The organism is Saccharothrix sp. DSM 118769 (genome assembly GCF_052936295.1).
This window is the reverse complement of record NZ_CP193627.1, coordinates 9,019,970-9,038,832: the sequence shown is the minus strand read 5'-3', so window position 1 is coordinate 9,038,832 and position 18,863 is coordinate 9,019,970. Positions and strand designations below refer to the sequence as shown.

The 18,863-nt window shown below is 72.1% G+C and carries 19 protein-coding genes and 2 tRNA genes; 13 read left to right on the top strand and 8 right to left on the bottom strand.

Annotation, left to right across the window (positions count from 1 at the left end):
• Positions 1-272 precede the first annotated feature (272 nt).
• Together ACRAKJ_RS38510 and ACRAKJ_RS38505 are read right to left on the bottom strand one after the other, a co-directional pair.
• A complete protein-coding gene (locus tag ACRAKJ_RS38510; protein ID WP_438922127.1) occupies positions 273-845 on the bottom strand; it encodes a hypothetical protein in 573 nt (190 codons plus the stop codon).
• A gap of 191 nt (positions 846-1,036) precedes the next feature.
• A complete protein-coding gene (locus ACRAKJ_RS38505; protein ID WP_438922128.1) occupies positions 1,037-2,149 on the bottom strand; it encodes a DnaJ domain-containing protein in 1,113 nt (370 codons plus the stop codon).
• A gap of 59 nt (positions 2,150-2,208) precedes the next feature.
• Here ACRAKJ_RS38505 and ACRAKJ_RS38500 point away from each other — a divergent pair.
• From ACRAKJ_RS38500 to ACRAKJ_RS38490, 3 genes are all read left to right on the top strand, one after another.
• A tRNA-Phe gene (locus tag ACRAKJ_RS38500) sits at positions 2,209-2,282 on the top strand.
• Positions 2,283-2,356: transfer RNA gene (locus ACRAKJ_RS38495), tRNA-Pro, on the top strand.
• Positions 2,357-2,465: 109 nt separating this feature from the next.
• The gene (locus ACRAKJ_RS38490) at positions 2,466-2,723 is read left to right on the top strand and encodes a Prokaryotic metallothionein (RefSeq protein ID WP_438922129.1); all 258 of its coding nucleotides are present in this window, start codon (positions 2,466-2,468) and stop codon (positions 2,721-2,723) included.
• Here ACRAKJ_RS38490 and ACRAKJ_RS38485 read toward each other — a convergent pair.
• Together ACRAKJ_RS38485 and ACRAKJ_RS38480 are read right to left on the bottom strand one after the other, a co-directional pair.
• Positions 2,692-3,225, bottom strand: a complete 534-nt coding sequence (locus tag ACRAKJ_RS38485; RefSeq protein WP_438922130.1) for a hypothetical protein — start codon at positions 3,223-3,225, stop codon at positions 2,692-2,694. The genes ACRAKJ_RS38490 and ACRAKJ_RS38485 overlap by 32 nt on opposite strands.
• A gap of 137 nt (positions 3,226-3,362) precedes the next feature.
• Positions 3,363-4,169 carry a metal-dependent hydrolase gene (locus ACRAKJ_RS38480; protein WP_438922131.1) on the bottom strand — a complete coding sequence of 269 codons (807 nt, stop codon included), beginning with the start codon at positions 4,167-4,169 and terminating at the stop codon, positions 3,363-3,365.
• A 268-nt stretch (positions 4,170-4,437) separates the two neighbouring features.
• On the opposite strand from ACRAKJ_RS38480, the gene ACRAKJ_RS38475 reads away from it, so the two are divergent.
• The 9 genes from ACRAKJ_RS38475 (at position 4,438) to yhjD (ending at position 14,229) form a co-directional block, all read left to right on the top strand.
• Positions 4,438-5,658, top strand: a complete 1,221-nt coding sequence (locus ACRAKJ_RS38475) for an NADP-dependent isocitrate dehydrogenase (RefSeq protein WP_438922132.1) — start codon at positions 4,438-4,440, stop codon at positions 5,656-5,658.
• A 238-nt stretch (positions 5,659-5,896) separates the two neighbouring features.
• The gene (locus tag ACRAKJ_RS38470) at positions 5,897-6,211 is read left to right on the top strand and encodes an SH3 domain-containing protein (protein ID WP_438922133.1); all 315 of its coding nucleotides are present in this window, start codon (positions 5,897-5,899) and stop codon (positions 6,209-6,211) included.
• Positions 6,212-6,227: 16 nt separating this feature from the next.
• The gene (locus tag ACRAKJ_RS38465; RefSeq protein WP_438922134.1) at positions 6,228-6,446 is read left to right on the top strand and encodes a hypothetical protein; all 219 of its coding nucleotides are present in this window, start codon (positions 6,228-6,230) and stop codon (positions 6,444-6,446) included.
• A gap of 9 nt (positions 6,447-6,455) precedes the next feature.
• Entirely contained in the window at positions 6,456-7,262 is an 807-nt protein-coding gene (locus tag ACRAKJ_RS38460; RefSeq protein ID WP_438922135.1) for an exodeoxyribonuclease III, read from the top strand.
• 109 nt (positions 7,263-7,371) lie between these two features.
• Complete coding sequence (locus tag ACRAKJ_RS38455; protein WP_438922136.1) at positions 7,372-9,060, top strand: TIGR03767 family metallophosphoesterase; 1,689 nt, start codon at positions 7,372-7,374, stop codon at positions 9,058-9,060.
• A 76-nt stretch (positions 9,061-9,136) separates the two neighbouring features.
• Positions 9,137-11,692, top strand: coding sequence for a bifunctional FO biosynthesis protein CofGH (locus tag ACRAKJ_RS38450; protein ID WP_438922137.1), 2,556 nt, complete (start codon positions 9,137-9,139; stop codon positions 11,690-11,692).
• A gap of 125 nt (positions 11,693-11,817) precedes the next feature.
• Positions 11,818-12,078, top strand: coding sequence for a hypothetical protein (locus ACRAKJ_RS38445; protein WP_438922138.1), 261 nt, complete (start codon positions 11,818-11,820; stop codon positions 12,076-12,078).
• A gap of 108 nt (positions 12,079-12,186) precedes the next feature.
• Positions 12,187-13,167, top strand: a complete 981-nt coding sequence (gene trpS, locus ACRAKJ_RS38440; protein ID WP_438922145.1) for a tryptophan--tRNA ligase — start codon at positions 12,187-12,189, stop codon at positions 13,165-13,167.
• Between the two features lie 51 nt (positions 13,168-13,218).
• On the top strand, positions 13,219-14,229 hold the full coding sequence (gene yhjD, locus ACRAKJ_RS38435) for an inner membrane protein YhjD (RefSeq protein WP_438922139.1): 1,011 nt from the start codon (positions 13,219-13,221) through the stop codon (positions 14,227-14,229).
• Between the two features lie 46 nt (positions 14,230-14,275).
• On the opposite strand, the gene ACRAKJ_RS38430 is transcribed toward yhjD, so the two are convergent.
• The gene (locus ACRAKJ_RS38430) at positions 14,276-14,620 is read right to left on the bottom strand and encodes a hypothetical protein (protein WP_438922140.1); all 345 of its coding nucleotides are present in this window, start codon (positions 14,618-14,620) and stop codon (positions 14,276-14,278) included.
• A gap of 25 nt (positions 14,621-14,645) precedes the next feature.
• Positions 14,646-14,870, bottom strand: coding sequence for an SCO4848 family membrane protein (locus ACRAKJ_RS38425; protein ID WP_438922141.1), 225 nt, complete (start codon positions 14,868-14,870; stop codon positions 14,646-14,648).
• 60 nt (positions 14,871-14,930) lie between these two features.
• Between ACRAKJ_RS38425 and ACRAKJ_RS38420 the strand changes: the two genes are divergently transcribed.
• Positions 14,931-16,235, top strand: a complete 1,305-nt coding sequence (locus tag ACRAKJ_RS38420; protein ID WP_447008824.1) for a D-alanyl-D-alanine carboxypeptidase family protein — start codon at positions 14,931-14,933, stop codon at positions 16,233-16,235.
• Positions 16,236-16,307: 72 nt separating this feature from the next.
• Here ACRAKJ_RS38420 and ACRAKJ_RS38415 read toward each other — a convergent pair whose 3' ends face one another.
• Both ACRAKJ_RS38415 and sdhA read right to left on the bottom strand, forming a co-directional pair.
• Entirely contained in the window at positions 16,308-17,090 is a 783-nt protein-coding gene (locus ACRAKJ_RS38415; protein WP_447008823.1) for a succinate dehydrogenase iron-sulfur subunit, read from the bottom strand.
• Positions 17,090-18,841, bottom strand: coding sequence for a succinate dehydrogenase flavoprotein subunit (gene sdhA, locus ACRAKJ_RS38410; protein WP_438922916.1), 1,752 nt, complete (start codon positions 18,839-18,841; stop codon positions 17,090-17,092). Before sdhA ends, ACRAKJ_RS38415 begins: the two co-directional genes overlap by 1 nt.
• Positions 18,842-18,863: the final 22 nt, after the last annotated feature.

Here is an 18,863-nt window from a genome sequence, read left to right as displayed (position 1 = left end):
GGGTTGGTGGACAGCAGTTCGTCGGCGTCCGGGTCCTGGGCCAGGCACAGCTTCGGGCTCATGCGCGGAAGGATGCCACGGTGGCCTGGACGGTGCCGTACCCGGTGCGGGGCTCCCTGGATTTCGTTGAAGGCGTCGGTTTCACCGTGAAATCCCCTATTGGGCCGGCTCGGCGAAGAACGGCCGGCCGGTATTGAACCCGGCGGAGTCCATCCGGCTGATCGCCCGGACGGGTGGCCGTCTCGTGGAAGACGGCCACGTGCATCCGGCGCTCATGCCTGGCCGATGAAGACCGCCTTGTCCGAGCCGAAATCGGGCTGGAACGCGACCTGCAGTTCGCCCGGCTGCGCGCCGACCGAGTACGACGCCTCGTAGGTGTACGTCTTCCCCGGCAGGACCGCGGTGCTGTCCAGGCCCCCGCCGCCGCACTCGCCGTCGGAGTCGAAGACCTGCTCCGCCTTCTTGCCGTTGAACTGGGCGTCGCCGCCGATCGTCAGCACCGCCGTCTCGAACGCCTTGTCCGTGCCGTCGGTGACCGTGACGGTGATCTTGACAGCCCGCTCGACGCCCTGCGGCGACGCGTACTCGCCGGGGGTGCAGGCAACGGGCGGGAAGACGTCCACGGCCAGACCGCTCTTCCACGTGCAGCGCCGGCCCCAACCCGGCGGGGTCTTCGCCGCGTCGGCCTGGGTCGCCTGGTCGTCGCCCGCCTCGCCGTCGCTCACCCGGCCCTGGTCGGTCGTGCCGTTGATGATCTCGTCCAGCTCCGCCACGGCGGCCTGCTGCGCGATGACCGTGAAGACGATCCCGAGAACGCACAGCGCCGTGCCGATGCCCGCGAGCACCTTTGCCGTTACCGCCCTCCGTCTTCCGGCGCGCCCTCGAAGGCAAGACGGACCACTCGGCGGCCGCAGGCGCTGTCGGGAAGTCGGTTGCGCTCACGCCTCGCGTGACTCGATGTGCGCGGAACGGTCCGTCTCCTGGTCCTCGTGGGCCTTGACGTCCTCGCCGGACAACCGGACAACCGGACGACCGGTCACCAGGTGCGCACGACCGGCACGACCTGGCGCAGGAGGAGGGCCAGGGCCTCGCGGTCCACGGTGGCGGGGTCCTCGGCCAGCCAGTCGCCGACGTCCTCGACGAACTGGGTGGGCGTCATCGGCGGCACGACGGCGTCCGACGGGTCCTCCGCCGTCACGGTGCCCGCGCGGCTCGGGTAGAGGACCAGGGCGCACCTGATGTCGAGCCACGGCAGGAGCTTGCGGTACACGGCCAGGCTGCGGGGCAGCCTCGTGCCGCCGCCGCGGAACGGGTGGCCGTTGCGCCACACCACGCCGTCGTCCTCCACCTCGTAGTGGCCGGGCAGCCAGGACTTGGACTCGATCAGCACGAGCCGCCGGCCGCAGAGCACGGCGTGGTCCACGTCGGCGAACACCGAGCCCGGCCAGGCCAGGCCGTGGAAGACGCGCACGCCGGGCAGGCGGGTCAGGTAGCGGCTGAGCAGGTCGGCGGTCAGGTGTTCGGCGACCCGGTCGTCGGTGGTGCCGTGCACGACCCCGGTGTCCGTCTCGCGCGCGAACGCCCGGTCCTCGCGCACCGCCCGCAGGTAGCGGCGCACCAGCCGGAACGCGGCCGCGGCCGCCGCCGCCACGACGAGCAGCCACACGCCGAGCGCCAGCGGCGAGAAGTCGACGACGACCACCGGCAGCAGCAGGAGGAACCAGCCGCACACGGCGGCCAGGGCGGGCGCGTGCCCGGGGCCGGAGGTCGGCACGTAGCGGACGCGCTGGCCGACGTCGACCAGGTGCCACCACGCGACGCCGCCGAGGTCCACCGCCGGCTTCGGGGGTACGAAGTCGGGGTCGTCGCCGAGGGGGCGCGCCCGGCCGGTGCGCGCGGACCGCGGCGGCCGGGTCGGCGAGGACGGCCGGGCACCCGGTCGGGTGTGCGTCCAGCCCCGGTCGTAGTCACGCCTGCGCACGGGATCGCGCAGCGTGTCATATGCCTCCTGGAGCATCCGGAACGTCCCGGAGGACCCACCCGCGTCGGGGTGCATGACCTTGGCCAGGGAGCGGTACGCGGACTTGATCTCCGCCTCGGACGCGTCGCGACCGACCCCGAGGAGTTCGTAGTAGTCGACCCCGCGCACGCGGCAGACCTTAGCGGCACTGTCTCCCGGGGTGGGGGAATGGTTAGGGTTGTCGCCTGGAGCCTGGTAGCGCAGTGGTTGTCGCGCCCCCTCGAACAGGGGGAGGACGTCGGTTCGAATCCGGCCCGGCTCGGGACCATGTAGCGCAGTGGTTGACGCGCCCTCCCCCTGGGAGGGAGGACGCCGGTTCGAGTCCGGCCTGGTCCGCTTCTCCCCGTTGGAGTGGCGTACACCCCTCCAACGGGTGATATCCGCTGGTCACCGGGTCGGTGCGCGTCGAGTTGCCGGGTCGGTGCGGCCGGCGCAGGCTGCGGCCATGGCGACTTGCGACGTGTGCGGCAACGACTACTGGATGGCCTTCGAGGTGCGGACGGTCGGCGGTGGCGTGCACACCTTCGACAGCTTCGAGTGCGCGGCCCAGCGCCTCGCGCCGCGCTGCGAGCACTGCGACTGCCGCATCCTCGGCCACGGCGTCGAGGTCGAGGGCCGGTTCTTCTGCTGCGCCCACTGCGCCCGCAGCGCCGCCGACCTGGGCTCCCAGATCAAGGACGCGGTGGGCGCCCGACCGCAGTAGGGGGAGGACCGGGCGGGGACGAGTCGGCGTGCAGGACCAGGCGGCCGTTGACGAACGACGGCCGGAGCTCGCCGCGCGCGTCGACGCTCTTGGTGCCGTGCGGCAGGACCTCCTCGATCGCGCTGAACGCGATGATGTCCGAGACGCCGTAGCGACCGCGCAGGCTGCGCTGGCCGGGGAACCGCAGGGCGCGCCCCTCGCGCCGGTCGCGGTGGGCCAGGGCGGCCCGCAGCGCGCCGCGCGTCAGCTCCTCGGGCCCGGCCAGGCGCTGGAGCCTGCCGTTGTGCACGGCGACGCCGTACCCGCGCTCGATGAGCGTCGACACGGTGTTCTCCGACGGCTCCTCGGCCAGCTTGAACGACATCGCGTGCCGCCGGTCGTCCACGGCGTGCACGCACACGACCTGCGCGTGGAACAGCAGCGCCTCGTACAGCGAGACGGCGGTCGAGTCGGCGGTGGCCGGGTCGTCGTGACCGGCGTTCAGGCCGAGCCAGGTCGTCATCCGGCCGCTCCGGCGACGGTGTCGCGCGTGGGGTGTGGCACGAGTCCTCCTCGGCGCGGTCGGCGCGGGTCGGGATTCGTGGAGACTAGTCCGATCGGGTGATGTAGTGGTAGCCGCCGAATGGCCGGTAGCCGAACTCAGAGGGGGAGCAGGTCGATGCCGTCGAGGAACGGCAGGGCACCCGCCTGCTGGAGCGCGGCGGCGGACAGCCAGGCGCTCGCGGCCGTGATGACCGGGCCGACGACCGCCATCTCGACCTTGCCGCCGGTCTTCATCCGCATGATCTTCGGCGGGGCGACCGGGAACCACGTCTTGCCCGCCAGCGGGATGGGCCACAGCATCGGGCAGCCCTGTTCGGTGATCGCGTCGCCGAGGTAGTGGGCCACGCAGCCGACGCCCACGGCCACCCCGCACGCCGCCGCGCTGGCCGGCGTCTGCGCCGTCCAGGCCACGCAGGCGAACGTGATGGCGGCCGACACCCCCGTGATGAGCAGGGCGTCCTTCTGCGGGCACCAGTCGTTCATGATCCCGCGCACGGCGAGGCCCGCGAACACGAACATCAGCACGGGCAGCGCCCACTTCTGGGACTGCTGCACCACGGCCGTCGTGCCGACGGCGGCGGCGACCGCGAACACGACGGTGTGCGTGAGCCCGCGGTGGCCGCCGTCGCGGTTGGAGTCCTTGCGGGTGCGGGTCGTGCGGTAGACGAACGAGCTGATCGTGTTGATCAGGGCCGACGCGCCCGCGCTGACCGGCCCGAACGTGCGCGAGATCGTCGACGACGGGTGGTCCAGGTCGGGCAGCAGGGCCGCGCCCGTGGCGAGCACCGCGCCGACCGCCCAGCTCTGCGGCGAGAGCTGGCCGATGGCGTGGCCCGGTGCCAGCGCGGTCACCGCCGCCCAGGCCAGCAGACCGCTCATGGCGTGGGTAGGACCCGTCGACAACACTGCCCCCTTGATCACTCTTCCGGGTCCGAGGTTAGCGCCCGGGCGGCGCGGTCGGCGGGATTCGGCGAACGCGTGTTCGACCCGCGCCCCGATCGCGCCCCCTCGGGCGGGCCGGCCGGGCGACTGGTTGTATTGGCCCGGACCACACGTGCCGCCCCGCCCGGCGGTGTGACGCCGTTCCCTTTTCGGCCGGGGTGGACGCAAGCAACCCGACATAGCAGTACGCTTGTCTTGCTTGCATTGTCGCGAGAGGAGCGCCCTGAGTATGGGCAAGATCAAGGTTCAGGGGACCGTCGTCGAGCTCGACGGCGACGAGATGACCCGGATCATCTGGCAGTTCATCAAGGACAAGTTGATCCACCCGTACCTGGACGTCGACCTCGAGTACTACGACCTGGGCATCGAGCACCGGGACGCCACCGACGACCAGGTCACCATCGAGTCGGCCCACGCCATCAAGAAGCACGGCGTCGGCGTGAAGTGCGCCACCATCACGCCCGACGAGGCGCGGGTGGAGGAGTTCGGCCTGAAGAAGATGTGGGTCTCGCCGAACGGCACGATCCGCAACATCCTCGGCGGCGTGGTCTTCCGCGAGCCGATCATCATCTCGAACATCCCGCGGTTGGTGCCGGGCTGGACCAAGCCGATCATCATCGGCCGCCACGCCCACGGCGACCAGTACAAGGCCACCAACTTCAAGGTGCCCGGCGCCGGTGAGCTGACCATCACCTTCACGCCCGAGGACGGCTCCGAGCCGATCAAGCACGTCGTCGCCAACTACGGCGCCGACGGTGGCGTGGCGATGGGCATGTACAACTTCAACAAGTCGATCGAGGACTTCGCGCGGGCGTCGTTCGCGTACGGCCTCCAGCGCAACTACCCGGTCTACATGTCGACCAAGAACACCATCCTCAAGGCGTACGACGGCGCCTTCAAGGACATCTTCCAGAAGGTGTTCGAGGAGGAGTTCAAGGGCCAGTTCGACGCCGCGGGCCTGACCTACGAGCACCGCCTGATCGACGACATGGTCGCCGCCGCGATGAAGTGGGAGGGCGGCTACGTCTGGGCGTGCAAGAACTACGACGGTGACGTGCAGTCCGACACGGTCGCGCAGGGCTTCGGCTCGCTGGGCCTGATGACGTCGGTGCTGATGACGCCGGACGGCAAGACCGTCGAGGCGGAGGCGGCGCACGGCACCGTGACCCGCCACTACCGCCAGCACCAGGCCGGCAAGCCGACCTCCACCAACCCGATCGCGTCGATCTTCGCGTGGACCGGTGGCCTGAAGCACCGCGGCAAGCTGGACAGCACCCCCGAGGTCACCGGCTTCGCCGAGACCCTGGAGAAGGTCGTCGTCGAGACCGTCGAGAGCGGTCGGATGACCAAGGACCTGGCCCTGCTGGTGGGCCCGGACCAGGAGTGGCTGACCACCGAGGACTTCCTCGGCACGCTGGACGAGAACCTCCAGAAGCGGATGGCCGGCTGAGCCGACCCCCGTTCCGCCGAGGGCCCGATCGCGTTCGCGCGGTCGGGCCCTCCGGCGTTCCGGGCCGTCCCGCCCGTCCGCGCCCGTCCGCGCCCGGACTCCTCCGTGCTCGGCGGGTGCTCGCCGGGTGACGGTGTCACCCGGTCGGTTCGACGGTCGGGTGGATCGGGCGCGGTGCGGGTGTGGGGACCGCCGCAGGCGCTATATCTGCACTTCGGGAGAGGTGCGGGGAGGCGTTGTGTTCGGGATTCCTACGCGTGGGCTCGTGGTCGCCGGGGTGCTGGCGACGGCCGGGGTCATGTACGTCGCCAACGGCGGGCAGAAGATGGGCGTGGAGGAGACGGCCGGCGGCACGTGCCGGGTCACGGTGGTCGCCGACGTCCTCAACGTGCGGTCCGGGCCGGCGGACACCCAGCCGGTCGTGGCCACCCTCCGGCGCGACGCGGTGGTCGACGCCGCGCCGCGGGTGGAGAACGGGTTCCGGCTGCTGGCCGACGGCAGGTGGGTGAAGGAGGAGTTCGTGACGCCCACGTCGGACAGCTCGTGCGCCTGAGTGGTGTCATGGGCGCATGTTCTTCAGGTGGCGGCGGTTCGGCCGGGACGTGGTGACGTGCGCCTGCGAGCCCGAGTGGCCGGGGCTGCGGTCGTCGCTCGACGGGCACGAGCTGGCGGGCGTGCCGTCGCCGGGCGGCAGCAGCCCGCTGGTGCTCGTGCTGGGGCTGGAGGCGTCGTGCACGGGGTGCGGCGCGACTTACCCGCACGGCTGGGCGACCACCGGGCGCGGCTAGGCTGACCGGGTGCTGACCGTCTCCACCGTCAACGTCAACGGGCTCCGCGCGGCCGCCAAGAAGGGCTACGTGGAGTGGCTCGCCGCCACCTCCGCGGACGTGGTGTGCCTCCAGGAGGTGCGGGCCGAGCCGGGGCAGCTGCCCGACGAGGTGCGCTCGCCGGAGGGCTGGCACGTGGCGCGGGCCCACTGCGAGGTCAAGGGCCGCAACGGCGTGGCCGTGCTGACGCGCGAGGAGCCCCGGTCGGTGCGGGTCGGGTTCGGCGCGGCGGAGTTCGAGAACTCGGGCCGGTACGTCGAGGTCGAGCTGGCGGACGTGGTGGTCGCGTCGCTGTACCTGCCCAGCGGTGACGTCGGCACGCCGCGCCAGGACGAGAAGGAGCGGTTCACCGCGGCGTTCCTGCCGTACCTGGTGGACCTGCGTGACAAGGCGGCGGCGGACGGGCGCGAGGTGCTGGTGTGCGGCGACTGGAACATCGCCCACCGGCCCGAGGACCTCAAGGCGTGGCGGGCCAACCAGAAGTCGGCCGGGTTCCTGCCGGAGGAGCGGGCCTGGCTGGACCGCGTGTACGGCGAGGCGCGGTACGTCGACGTGATGCGCTCCCTGCACCCGGACGTGGCGGGCCCGTACACGTGGTGGTCGTACCGGGGCCAGGCGTTCGACAACGACTCGGGCTGGCGGATCGACCTGGTCGTCGCCACCGAGGGCATCGCGGCCACGGCCACGAGCGCGGTGGTGGAGCGGGCCGCGACCTACGCCGAGCGCTGGTCGGACCACGCGCCGGTCACGGTGGGCTTCGACTGGCCGAGGGCCTGAGACCGGACCTCCGACTTCGTCCGTTCGTACCCACTTCACGTCGGGTTGGTGACCTCCTCACGGGATCGTGAGAAGTTTTCACGACAACCGGAACGTGGGGAGCGGGTCGATGGGGATCAGCCGACGGCGGTTCTTGCAGGCGGGCGGGGTGGCCGGGGGCTCCCTCCTCTGGGGCGGGCCCGCGTGGGCCGCCACCACGGGCACCACGCTGGACGTCGCCGCCCAGGCGGTGGGCACGACGGGCTACCGGCGCCTCCAGGCCGGACCCGGGTGGCCGCTGGTGGTGCGGCCCGACCTGGCGCCGCCGCAGGGCGGGCGCGAGGACCGGCGCGTGCCGCTCGCCTGCTTCGTGCAGTTCAGCGACATGCACGTGGTGGACGCGCAGAGCCCCGCCCGGTTCGAGTACACGCACCCGCTGCTGGGTGCCGGGGCGTTCCGGGCGCACGAGACGCTCGCCCAGCACACCTCGGCGGCGCTCGTGCGCAAGGTCGGCGACATCCGCACCGGGCCGTTCAGCGGTCGCCCGATCGACCTCGTGATGACCACCGGCGACAACACCGACAACCACGAGCTGATCGAGCTGGAGTGGTACCTGACGCTCCTCAACGGCGGTCGGATCACCGCCGACACCGGGGACCCCGGCCGGTACGAGGGGGTGCAGGACTCCGGCGCCACCGCCTACTGGAACCCCGGCCGCGGCACGCCGGACGACTACAAGGCCAAGGGGTTCCCGCTGGTACCCGGCCTGCTCGACGCGGCGCGCCGGCCGTTCGACAGCCCCGGCCTGCGCGTCCCGTGGTACTCGACGTTCGGCAACCACGACGACAGCGTGGTCGGCTCGCTGCCCGACGGCATCCCGTTCGTCGACGCCCTCTACACCGGCGACCGCAAGGTCTTCGGGTTCGACCCGGCCGCGGCCGACGTCGTCGGGCGGGCGCTGCGCGACCCCGCGTACGTGCCGGACGCGCTGGCGCTGCTGGCGAGCGGGGCGGGGCTGGTGCGGACCGTCACGCCCGACGCGCGGCGCAGGCCGTTCACCACCGGCGAGTTCGTCCGCGCCCACCTCGACCCGCGCAACACCGGGCCCGGTCCGGTCGGGCACGGGTTCACCCAGGACAACGCGGACGGCGTGGACGTCTTCTACACCTTCCGCATCGCCCCCGGCGTGACCGGCGTCAGCCTCGACACCACGACCGACGCCGGGTTCGCCGACGGCTCGATCGGGCTGCACCAGTACCTGTGGCTGGAGAGGGTGCTCAAGCGCAACAGCTCGCGGTACTACGACGCGTTCGGCTTCCAGCACCGCCAGGGCGTGACCGACGAGCTGTTCGTGCTGTTCAGCCACCACACGAGCTGGACCATGACCAACCTCCTGCCGGACCGCCGCCGCCCGCTCGACCCCCGGTTGAACGGCGACGCGCTGGTGGACCTGCTCCAGCGGTTCCCGAACGTGGTGGCCTGGGTCAACGGCCACACGCACGAGAACCGGATCGTGCCCCACGGCACGGGCGACCGGGCGTTCTGGGAGATCAACACCGCCGCGCACGTCGACCACCCGCAGCACGCGCGGGTCGTCGAGCTGGTCGACAACGCCGACGGCACGCTGTCGCTGTTCACCGCGCTGGTCGAGGGCGACGCCCCCTACCGGACCGGGTACGACGACGTCACGGCCCCGGGACTCGCCTCGCTGGCCCGCGAGTTCGCGTTCAACGACCCGCACGCCGACCCGGCCGCCGTGGGGGCGCCCACCGACCGGAACACCGAACTGGTGGTCGCGGGACGGGCACCGGTGAGGTGAACGCGGGCGGGTGACCCGGCGTGCCGGACGTCACTCCGGGGGTGATCAGGAATTTTCCGCACCTAAGGTCGTTGTCGTGGCCGTGGACATCTCGATCACCCCGCCCGAACCGACGCCGAGCCCGTCGGCGATGCGGCGCGCCCTGCGCCGCGCCGCCGACGGCGCCGTCCTGGACCTCACCGAGGCAGCGGTCCTCCTGCACGCCCGCGGCGACGACCTGGACGCCCTGCTCGACGCGGCGGGACGGGTGCGCGACGCCCACCTGCTCGCCGAGGGGCGACCGGGCACCGTCACCTACAGCCGCAACGCGTTCATCCCGCTGACGCGGCTGTGCCGGGACCGGTGCCACTACTGCACGTTCGCCACCGTCCCGCACAAGCTGCCCGCCGCGTTCCTGGAGCGCGACGAGGTGCTGGACATCGCCCGCCGCGCGGCGGCGCAGGGCTGCAAGGAGGCCCTGTTCACGCTGGGCGACCGCCCCGAGGAGCGGTGGCCGCAGGCCCGGGAGTGGCTGGAGGCGCGCGGCTACTCCTCGACGCTCGACTACGTGCGGGCCAGCGCCATCGCGGTGCTGGAGGAGACCGGCCTGCTGCCGCACCTCAACCCGGGCGTGCTGAGCTGGGAGGAGCTCCAGCGGCTGCGGCCGGTCGCGGCCAGCATGGGGATGATGCTGGAGACGACCGCCGAGCGGCTGTGGAGCGAGAAGGGCGGCCCGCACTTCGGCAGCCCCGACAAGGAGCCCGCCGTCCGGCTGCGCGTGCTCACCGACGCGGGCCGGGTGAACGTGCCGTTCACGACCGGCGTCCTGATCGGCATCGGCGAGACGGTCACCGAGCGCGCCGAGTCGCTGCTGGCGATGCGGGCCGTCGCCCGGCAGTACGGGCACGTGCAGGAGGTGATCATCCAGAACTTCCGGGCCAAGCCGGACACCGCCATGCGCGGGATGCCCGACGCCGACCTGCGCGAACTCGCCGCCACGATCGCGGTGGCCCGCCTGGTCATGCCGTCGTCGACGAGCGTGCAGGCGCCGCCGAACCTGGTCGGCGACGAGTTCGGCCTGATGCTGCGCGCCGGGGTCGACGACTGGGGCGGCGTGTCCCCGGTGACGCCCGACCACGTGAACCCGGAGCGGCCGTGGCCGCAGGTCGACGCGCTGGCGGAGCGCACCCGCGAGGCCGGGTACGAGCTGCGCGAGCGGCTCGCCGTCTACCCGAGGTACGTGACCGCGACCGCCGGGCAGTGGATCGACACCCGGCTGGCGGCGCACGTCGCCGCGCTCGCCGGCCCGGACGGCCTGGCCGAGCCGGGCGCGCCGGTCGTCGGCCGCGAGTGGCAGGAGCCCGACGGCGGCCTCGACACCTACGGCCGGGCCGACCTGAACACCGCGATCGACACCGAGGGCCGCACCGGCGACCGGCGGGGCGACTTCGACAGCGTCTACGGCGACTGGTCGTCGTTGACGGTGCCGGTGGCCGCGGAGCGGCTGCCCGAGGACGCCAAGCGCGCCCTGCGGCTGGCCGAGAGCGACCCGGCGAAGCTGCTCGACGACACCGGGGCGTCGATGGCCCTGCTCACGGCGGACGGCGAGGCGCTGGAGACCATGGCCCGGCTCGCCGACGAGCTGCGGGCCGAGGTGGTCGGCGACGACGTCACCTACGTGGTCAACCGCAACATCAACTTCTCCAACGTCTGCTACGTCGGCTGCCGGTTCTGCGCGTTCGCGCAGCGGGAGCGGGACGCCGACGCGTTCCGGCTGTCCGTGGACGAGGTCGCGCAGCGCGCGCGGGAGGCGTGGGACGAGGGCGCCACCGAGGTGTGCATGCAGGGCGGCATCGACCCGAAGCTGCCGGTCACCTACTACGCGGACGTCGTGCGGGCGATCAAGGCGCGGGTGCCCGGGATGCACGTCCACGCGTTCAGCCCCATGGAGGTCGTCAGCGCCGCCGCCAAGGCGGGCGTGAGCGTCCGCGAGTGGCTGACCGAGCTGCGCGACGCGGGCCTCGACACCATCCCCGGCACGGCCGCCGAGATCCTCGACGACGACGTGCGGTGGGTGCTCACCAAGGGCAAGCTGCCCGCCGCGACCTGGCTGGAGGTCGTCGGCACGGCGCACGAGCTGGGCATCCGGTCGTCGTCCACGATGATGTACGGCCACGTCGACCACCCCGGGCACTGGCTCGGGCACTTCCGGGCGCTCGCGGCGCTCCAGGACCGCACGGGCGGGCTGACCGAGTTCGTCGGGCTGCCGTTCGTGCACCGCAACGCGCCCATCTACCTGGCGGGCGTCGCCCGGCCGGGGCCGACCCGGCGGGACAACCGCGCGGTGCACGCGTTCGCCCGGCTCGCGCTGCACGGGCGGGTGGACAACGTCCAGTGCTCGTGGGTGAAGCTCGGTGACGAGGGCACGGCCGAGGTGCTCCGCGGCGGCGCCAACGACCTGGGCGGCACGCTCATGGAGGAGACCATCAGCCGGATGGCCGGCTCGGAGCACGGGTCGGCGCGGACCGCGCGGGAGCTGGCCGCGACGGCGGCGCTCGCCGGGCGGCCGGCCAGGCAGCGGACCACCACGTACGGGCGCGTCGACGCCGTTGTGCGTACCCCGGTTGCCGAGGGGTCAAACAGGGGCGGTTAGTCTGCCGCCGGCCGCTTTACCCGAACCGAACACCACAGCCCCACAGCTTCGGTAGGTTCGCGGCCGTCCGTCAACAAGGTTCACCCTTCAGTGGTGCACACGGTGTTGGTGAGGAGGCTGGGCGCGTGCGCGGTCGTGGTGCGGTCCTGGGTCTTGTGGTGGGTGCGGCGTCGACGCTGGTCCTGCCGGGTGTCGCGACGGCGGCCGACGCCGTCGCCGCCGCCCCGGTGTCGGTCGACGCCCCCGTCGGCATCGTCGCCGTGGCGTTCGGCGTGGTCGGGATGGTGACCGGCTTCGTGCGCCACCGCCGGGCCGCCTCGGTGCGCGCGGCGGCCGTCGCGGCCGAGCGGCCCGCCGAGGTGCAGCCCGCCACCACCGGGGTCTGATCCGCCTGGGAGGATCGTCCCGTGGCACCTGAGACCCCCGCCGGGAACACCGAGAGCACCCAGAACGCCGGGAACGACCGGAGCGCGGCCCCCGCGAGCCGCCCCAGGGTGCTGTCCGGCATCCAGCCCACCGCGGGCTCGTTCCACCTCGGCAACTACCTCGGCGCGCTGCGCCAGTGGGTGGCCCTCCAGGAGACGCACGACGCGTTCTACTGCGTCGTCGACCTGCACGCCATCACCGTCGAGCAGGACCCGAAGGTGCTGCGGCAGAACACCCGCGTCTCGGCCGCGCAGCTGCTCGCGCTGGGCATCGACCCCGAGCGGTCCGCGCTGTTCGTGCAGTCGCACGTGCCCGAGCACGCCCAGCTGGGGTGGGTCATGCAGTGCCTGACCGGCTTCGGCGAGGCCGGCCGGATGACCCAGTTCAAGGACAAGTCCGCGCGGCAGGAGGCGGGCGTCGGCGTCGGCCTGTTCACCTACCCGATCCTCCAGGCCGCGGACATCCTGCTCTACCAGGCGCACCACGTGCCGGTCGGCGAGGACCAGCGGCAGCACCTGGAGCTGACCCGCGACCTCGCGCACCGGTTCAACACCCGGTACGGCAAGACGTTCCGGCTGCCCGAGCCGTACATCGTCAAGGACACCGCGAAGATCTACGACCTCCAGGACCCGACGGCGAAGATGTCGAAGTCCGTGCCGGCGGGCGTGGTCGAGCTGCTGGAGGACACCAAGCGGTCGGCCAAGAAGATCCGGTCGGCGGTGACCGACACCGGCCGCGAGATCGCCTACGACCCGGAGAACAAGGCCGGCGTCAGCAACCTGCTGGTGATCTACTCCGCGCTCACCGGCGAGTCGGTCGACTCGCTGGTCGCCCGGTACGACGGCAAGGGCTACGGCGACCTGAAGAAGGACCTCGGCGAGGTGTTCACCGAGTTCGCCACGCCGGTGCAGGAGCGGGTGAACGCCTACCTGGCCGACCTGCCCGAGCTGGACAAGGTGCTGGCGCGGGGCGCCGAGCGGGCGCGCGAGGTGGCCTCCCGGACGCTGGCGCGGGCCTACGAGCGGATCGGGTTCCTGTCCGCGGGCTGACCTGCCCCGTTCGAGTGGCGGGTGATCACCCGCTCGCTTAGCGTTCCCCGTGTGGCGGAAGAGGCGAAGGCCGAGTCGAAGATCCAGCGGCTCCGGCGCGAGAAGCCGTGGCTGGACCACCTGGTCCGCGCCGTCGACCGCTACCAGACGCAGTACGGGGTGCACTACGCCGCGGCGGTGACGTACTTCAGCGTGCTGTCGCTGGTGCCCATGCTGATGATCGGGTTCGCGGTCGCCGGTTTCGTGCTGGCGTCGCAGCCCCAGCTGCTCGACGAGATGAAGGTGAGCATCGCCGAGGCGGTGCCCGGCGCGCTCGGCGACACCATCAACAAGGTGGTCGAGCAGGCCATCGACAGCAAGGGCACGGTCGGCGTGCTGGGCCTGCTGACCGCCGTCTACTCCGGCTTCGGCTGGATGCAGAACCTGCGCGACGCGCTCACCGCGCAGTGGGGGCACGCCAAGGAGGACCTGCCGTTCCTGAAGACGGCGTTCAAGGACCTGCTGGCCCTGGTCAGCCTCGGCCTGGCGCTGGTGGTGTCGTTCGGCCTCACGGCCCTGGGCAGCGGGCTCGCCGAGCTGGTGCTGCGCTGGGTCGGCCTGGAGGGCGTCTGGTGGGCGCAGGCGCTGCTGAAGGTCGGCACGATCCTGCTGGCGCTGGTCGCGAACTGGATGGTGTTCCTCTGGGTGCTGGCCAAGCTGCCGCGCAAGCCCGTGGGGTGGCGCAGCGCGCTCAAGGGCGCCGCCGCCGCCGCGGTCGGGTTCGAGGTGCTCAAGCAGGCCGGGACGATCTACCTGAGCAGCGTCACGGCGTCGCCGGCGGGCGCGGCGTTCGGCCCGGTCATCGGCGTGCTGTTCTTCGCGAACCTCGTCGCGCAGTTCCTGCTGTTCATCACGGCCTGGACGGCCACCGCGCGGGAGAACCTGATCAAGGACCCGCCGACGCCGCCGCCACCGGCGGTGATCCGGCCGGTGGTGGAGGTGCGGTCCGGCCCCGGCCCCCGCGCCGCGGTGGGGCTGGTCGGCGCGGGGGTGCTGCTCGGCGCCCTGTTCCGGCGCCGGTGACCGGTCGGGTCCGGGAGAGCGGGAGCAGGGGGGCGGCTCCGGGCGGTCAGGTCCAGAAGACGGCGATGCCCACGTTGAGCACGACCAGGCCGGCCAGCGCCGGGGTCAGCCAGGACGCGGGCCGCTTCTTCAGGTTGACCGCGACCAGGGCGGCGACGGCCACCAGGACCAGCGTCTTGATCCCGATCTTGACGTGGTCGTAGTCCTGGTCGGTGAGCGGCGCCAGGCCGACCAGCGCGACGCCGGTGAGCAGCTGCAGCGCGCTGCCGTGCAGCCAGCCCTTGTTCAGCGGGGCGTCCGCCCCGGCGCGGCGCTGGACGAAGAACATGGCGACGAGCACGGCCATGCCGAGCAGGTGCAGGAACACCAGCAGTAGGCGCACGAACTCCACGGCGGAGCCTCCAGGTGTGGTGGGGTCACTGGCGCGCGGCCCGCACGCCGCGCACGCCCAGCACACCGATGACCGTGCCGAACGTGAGCGAGGCGACGACGAGCAGCAGGTGGACGGTGAAGAACGCGGTCGGGCCTGCGTCCCACGAGCGGGGGTCCTTCCAGATGTTGCGCAGGAAGGTCGGCCAGATCACCCAGGACCACACCCCGAAGGCGAGCAGGAACCAGGACGCGCCGCGGGAGAGCTTCACCCGAGCAGTATCGGACGTGGCGGGTGCAGGTCACTCATCCGGGGTGGCTAGCCTGGACGGGTGCGTTCCTCCGCGTTCCGACGGCCCGTTGCCACAGTCCTGGCTGCCTGCGCGCTGACGGCCTCCGCGGTGTTCGCCGCGGTGCCGGTCGCGAGCGCCCAGCCCGCCTGCGCGAACGAGGTGTCGCCGCCACCGGCGGTGGACACGTCCGAGCAGGTCCCGCCCGGCCAGCAGGCGCCCCCGCCGCTGGAGGTGCCGGAGACCCCGGTCGGCGGTCAGCGCCTCGGCGAGTGCGGGCTGGTCCTCCCGCCCAACGCGCCGCCCCCGCCGGACGGCATCACCGCGGCGAGCTGGCTGCTCGCCGACCTGGACAGCGGCGCCGTGCTGGCCGCCACCAACCCGCACGGCCGCCAGCGGCCCGCGTCGGTGATCAAGGTGCTGCTGGCGATGGTCGTCGCCAAGGAGCTGGCCCCGAACTCCACCGTGGCGGTCAACGCCGAGGACGCCGCGCAGGAGTGCACGTGCGTCAACCTGCGGGTCGGCGCCGAGTACACCGTCGAGCAGATGCTCCAGGCGCTGGTCATGGCCTCGGGCAACGACGTGGCGCACGCCCTGGCCCGGCGGCTCGGCGGCATCCCGTCGGCGATCCGGAAGATGAACGCGCTGGCCAAGGAGCTGGGCGCGGCGGACACCCGGGCCGTGACGCCGTCCGGCCTGGACGCGCCGGGCACCTCCACGTCGGCCTACGACGTGGCGCTGATCTTCCGCGCGGCCCTGAAGTACCCGGACTTCGCCAAGGCCGTCACCACGCAGCGCATCGACTTCCCGTCCCCGGACGGCAACGGCACGGTGCCGGTGGTCAACGACAACCGCCTGCTCAGCTCGTACGAGGGGGCGCTGGGCGGCAAGTCCGGGTTCACCGACGACGCCCAGCACACGTACGTGGGCGCGGCCCAGCGCGGCGGGAAGCGGCTGGTCGCCGTGCTGCTGCGCGGCCAGCAGCAGCCGGTCCGGATGATCGACCAGGCGGCGCGGCTGCTCGACTACGGGTTCGCGCTGGAGCCGGCCGCCGCGGGCAACCCGGTCGGGCGGCTCGTCGAGGGCGCGCCCCAGGCGAGGAAGAAGGAGACCGAGCCGAAGCCGACGAGCGCGACGAGCGCCGCGGTGGGGCAGGTCGCCAACGCCACCGACGACCCGAAGAACTCGGCCATGCACAAGGCGTTCGGCAACGTCGGCGGCCCCATCACGGCGGTGGCCGGGCTGGGCGTCGTGCTGGCGTTCGTCCTGTACCTGCGGTCGAAGCGGGCCAAGGCGGCCCGCGCCCGCCGTGCCGCGGCGGCGACGGGCACCAGCCCGCCGGCCTGACGGGTACCTCCCGGGTGAACGACGGAGGGGGCCCGGCCGACCGGCCGGGCCCCCTCCACCGGGTCGTCCGGGTCAGACGCGCTTGAACAGCAGCGCGCGCTTGACCTCCTGGATCGCCTTCGTCACCTGGATGCCGCGCGGGCACGCGTCGGTGCAGTTGAACGTCGTGCGGCAGCGCCAGACGCCGTCCACGTCGTTCAGGATGTCCAGCCGCTCCTCGGCGCCCTCGTCGCGGCTGTCGAAGATGAAGCGGTGCGCGTTGACGATGGCGGCCGGGCCGAAGTAGCTGCCCTCGGTCCAGTACACCGGGCACGAGGTGGTGCAGGCGGCGCACAGGATGCACTTCGTCGTGTCGTCGAAGCGCTCCCGGTCGGCGATGGACTGCACGCGCTCGCGGGTGGGCTCGTTGCCGTAGGTGATGAGGTACGGCTTGACGGCCTTAAATGCCTCGAAGAACGGCTCCATGTCCACCAGGAGGTCCTTGTGGACGGGCAGGCCCTTGATCGGCTCGATGGTGATCTCGGTCCGCTTGCCGCCGCCCGCGAGGAGGTCCTTGAGCAGCACCTTGCAGGCGAGGCGGTTGACGCCGTTGATGCGCATGGCGTCCGAGCCGCAGATGCCGTGGGCGCAGGAGCGGCGGAACGTGAGCGTGCCGTCCAGGTACCACTTCACGTAGTGCAGCAGGTTCAGCACGCGGTCCGAGGGCAGCGCGGGGATCTCGAAGCTGTCCCAGCGCGGCTCGTCGTCGAACTCCGGGTTGAACCGGCGGACCTTCAGCGTGACGGTGATCGCGCCGTCCGGCACCGGGGGCTGGTCGCCGCGGGAACCGGTGGTCGCTTCAGCGGTTGCGGTCATCAGTACTTGCGCTCCATCGGCTGGTACCGGGTGAACGTCACGGGCTTGTAGTCGAGCCGGATGTCGGACGCCAGGCCCTCGCCCTGCTTGTAGTACATGCTGTGGCGCATGAAGTTCGTGTCGTCGCGGTTCGGGTAGTCCTCGCGGGCGTGGCCGCCGCGGGACTCCTTGCGCGCCAGGGCGCCGACGACCAGGACCTCGGCCAGTTCCAGCAGGAAGCCCAGCTCCACGGCTTCGAGCAGGTCGGTGTTGAACCGCTTGCCCTTGTCCTGCACGGTGATCCGCTGGTAGCGCTCCTTCAGCGCCTGCACGTCGTGCAGCGCCTGCTTGAGCGTGTCCTCGGTGCGGTAGACGGACGCGTTGGCGTCCATCGTGGCCTGGAGCTCGGTGCGGATGTCCGCGACGCGCTCCTCGCCGTGCTCGGACAGGACCAGGGCGACCTGCGCCTCGACGTTCGCCGCCGGGTTCTCCGGCAGGTCCACGTGCTCGGTGCCGTTCGCGTACTCGGCGGCGGCGATGCCGGCGCGGCGGCCGAACACGTTGATGTCGAGCAGCGAGTTGGTGCCCAGGCGGTTCGCGCCGTGCACCGAGACGCACGCGCACTCGCCCGCGGCGTACAGGCCGGGGACGACGTTGTCGTTGTCCCGCAGCACCTCGCCGTGGACGTTGGTGGGGATGCCGCCCATCGCGTAGTGCGCCGTCGGGTAGACGGGCACGGGCTCCTTCACCGGGTCGACCGCGAGGTAGGTGCGGGCGAACTCGGTGATGTCGGGGAGCTTCGTCTCCAGCACCTCGGCGCCCAGGTGGGTGCAGTCGAGGAGGACGTAGTCCTTGTTCGGGCCCGCGCCGCGCCCTTCGAGGACCTCCAGGGCCATCGAGCGGGCGACGATGTCGCGCGGCGCGAGGTCCTTGATGGTGGGGGCGTAGCGCTCCATGAACCGCTCGCCGGAGGCGTTGCGCAGGATCGCGCCCTCGCCGCGGGCGCCCTCGGTGAGCAGGATGCCCAGGCCCGCGAGGCCGGTCGGGTGGAACTGGTAGAACTCCATGTCCTCCAGCGGCAGGCCCTTGCGGAACACGATGCCCATGCCGTCGCCGGTCAGGGTGTGCGCGTTCGAGGTGGTCTTGAAGACCTTGCCGAAGCCGCCGGTCGCGAACACGACCGACTTGGCCTGGAAGACGTGGATCTCGCCGGTCGCCAGCTCGTAGGCCACCGCGCCGGTGCAGACGGGGCCGTCCTCCGTCTCGGTGAGGCAGATGTCGAGGACGTAGAACTCGTTGAAGAACTCGATGCCGTGCTTGACGCAGTTCTGGTACAGCGTCTGGAGGATCATGTGGCCGGTGCGGTCGGCCGCGTAGCAGGCCCGGCGCACGGCGGCCTCACCGTGGTTGCGGGTGTGCCCGCCGAACCGCCGCTGGTCGATCTTGCCCTCGGGCGTGCGGTTGAACGGCAGGCCCATCTTCTCCAGGTCGAGGACCGCGTCGATGGCCTCCTTCGCCATGATCTCGGCGGCGTCCTGGTCGACCAGGTAGTCGCCGCCCTTGATCGTGTCGAAGGTGTGCCACTCCCAGTTGTCCTCCTCCACGTTCGCCAGCGCGGCGCACATGCCGCCCTGCGCGGCGCCCGTGTGGGAGCGGGTGGGGTAGAGCTTGGTGAGCACCGCCGTGCGGGCGCGCTGGCCGGCTTCGATCGCCGCGCGCATACCGGCGCCGCCGGCGCCGATGATCACGACGTCGTACTTGTGGAACTGCATGGCTGTCTGCTCCCGCGGCGGG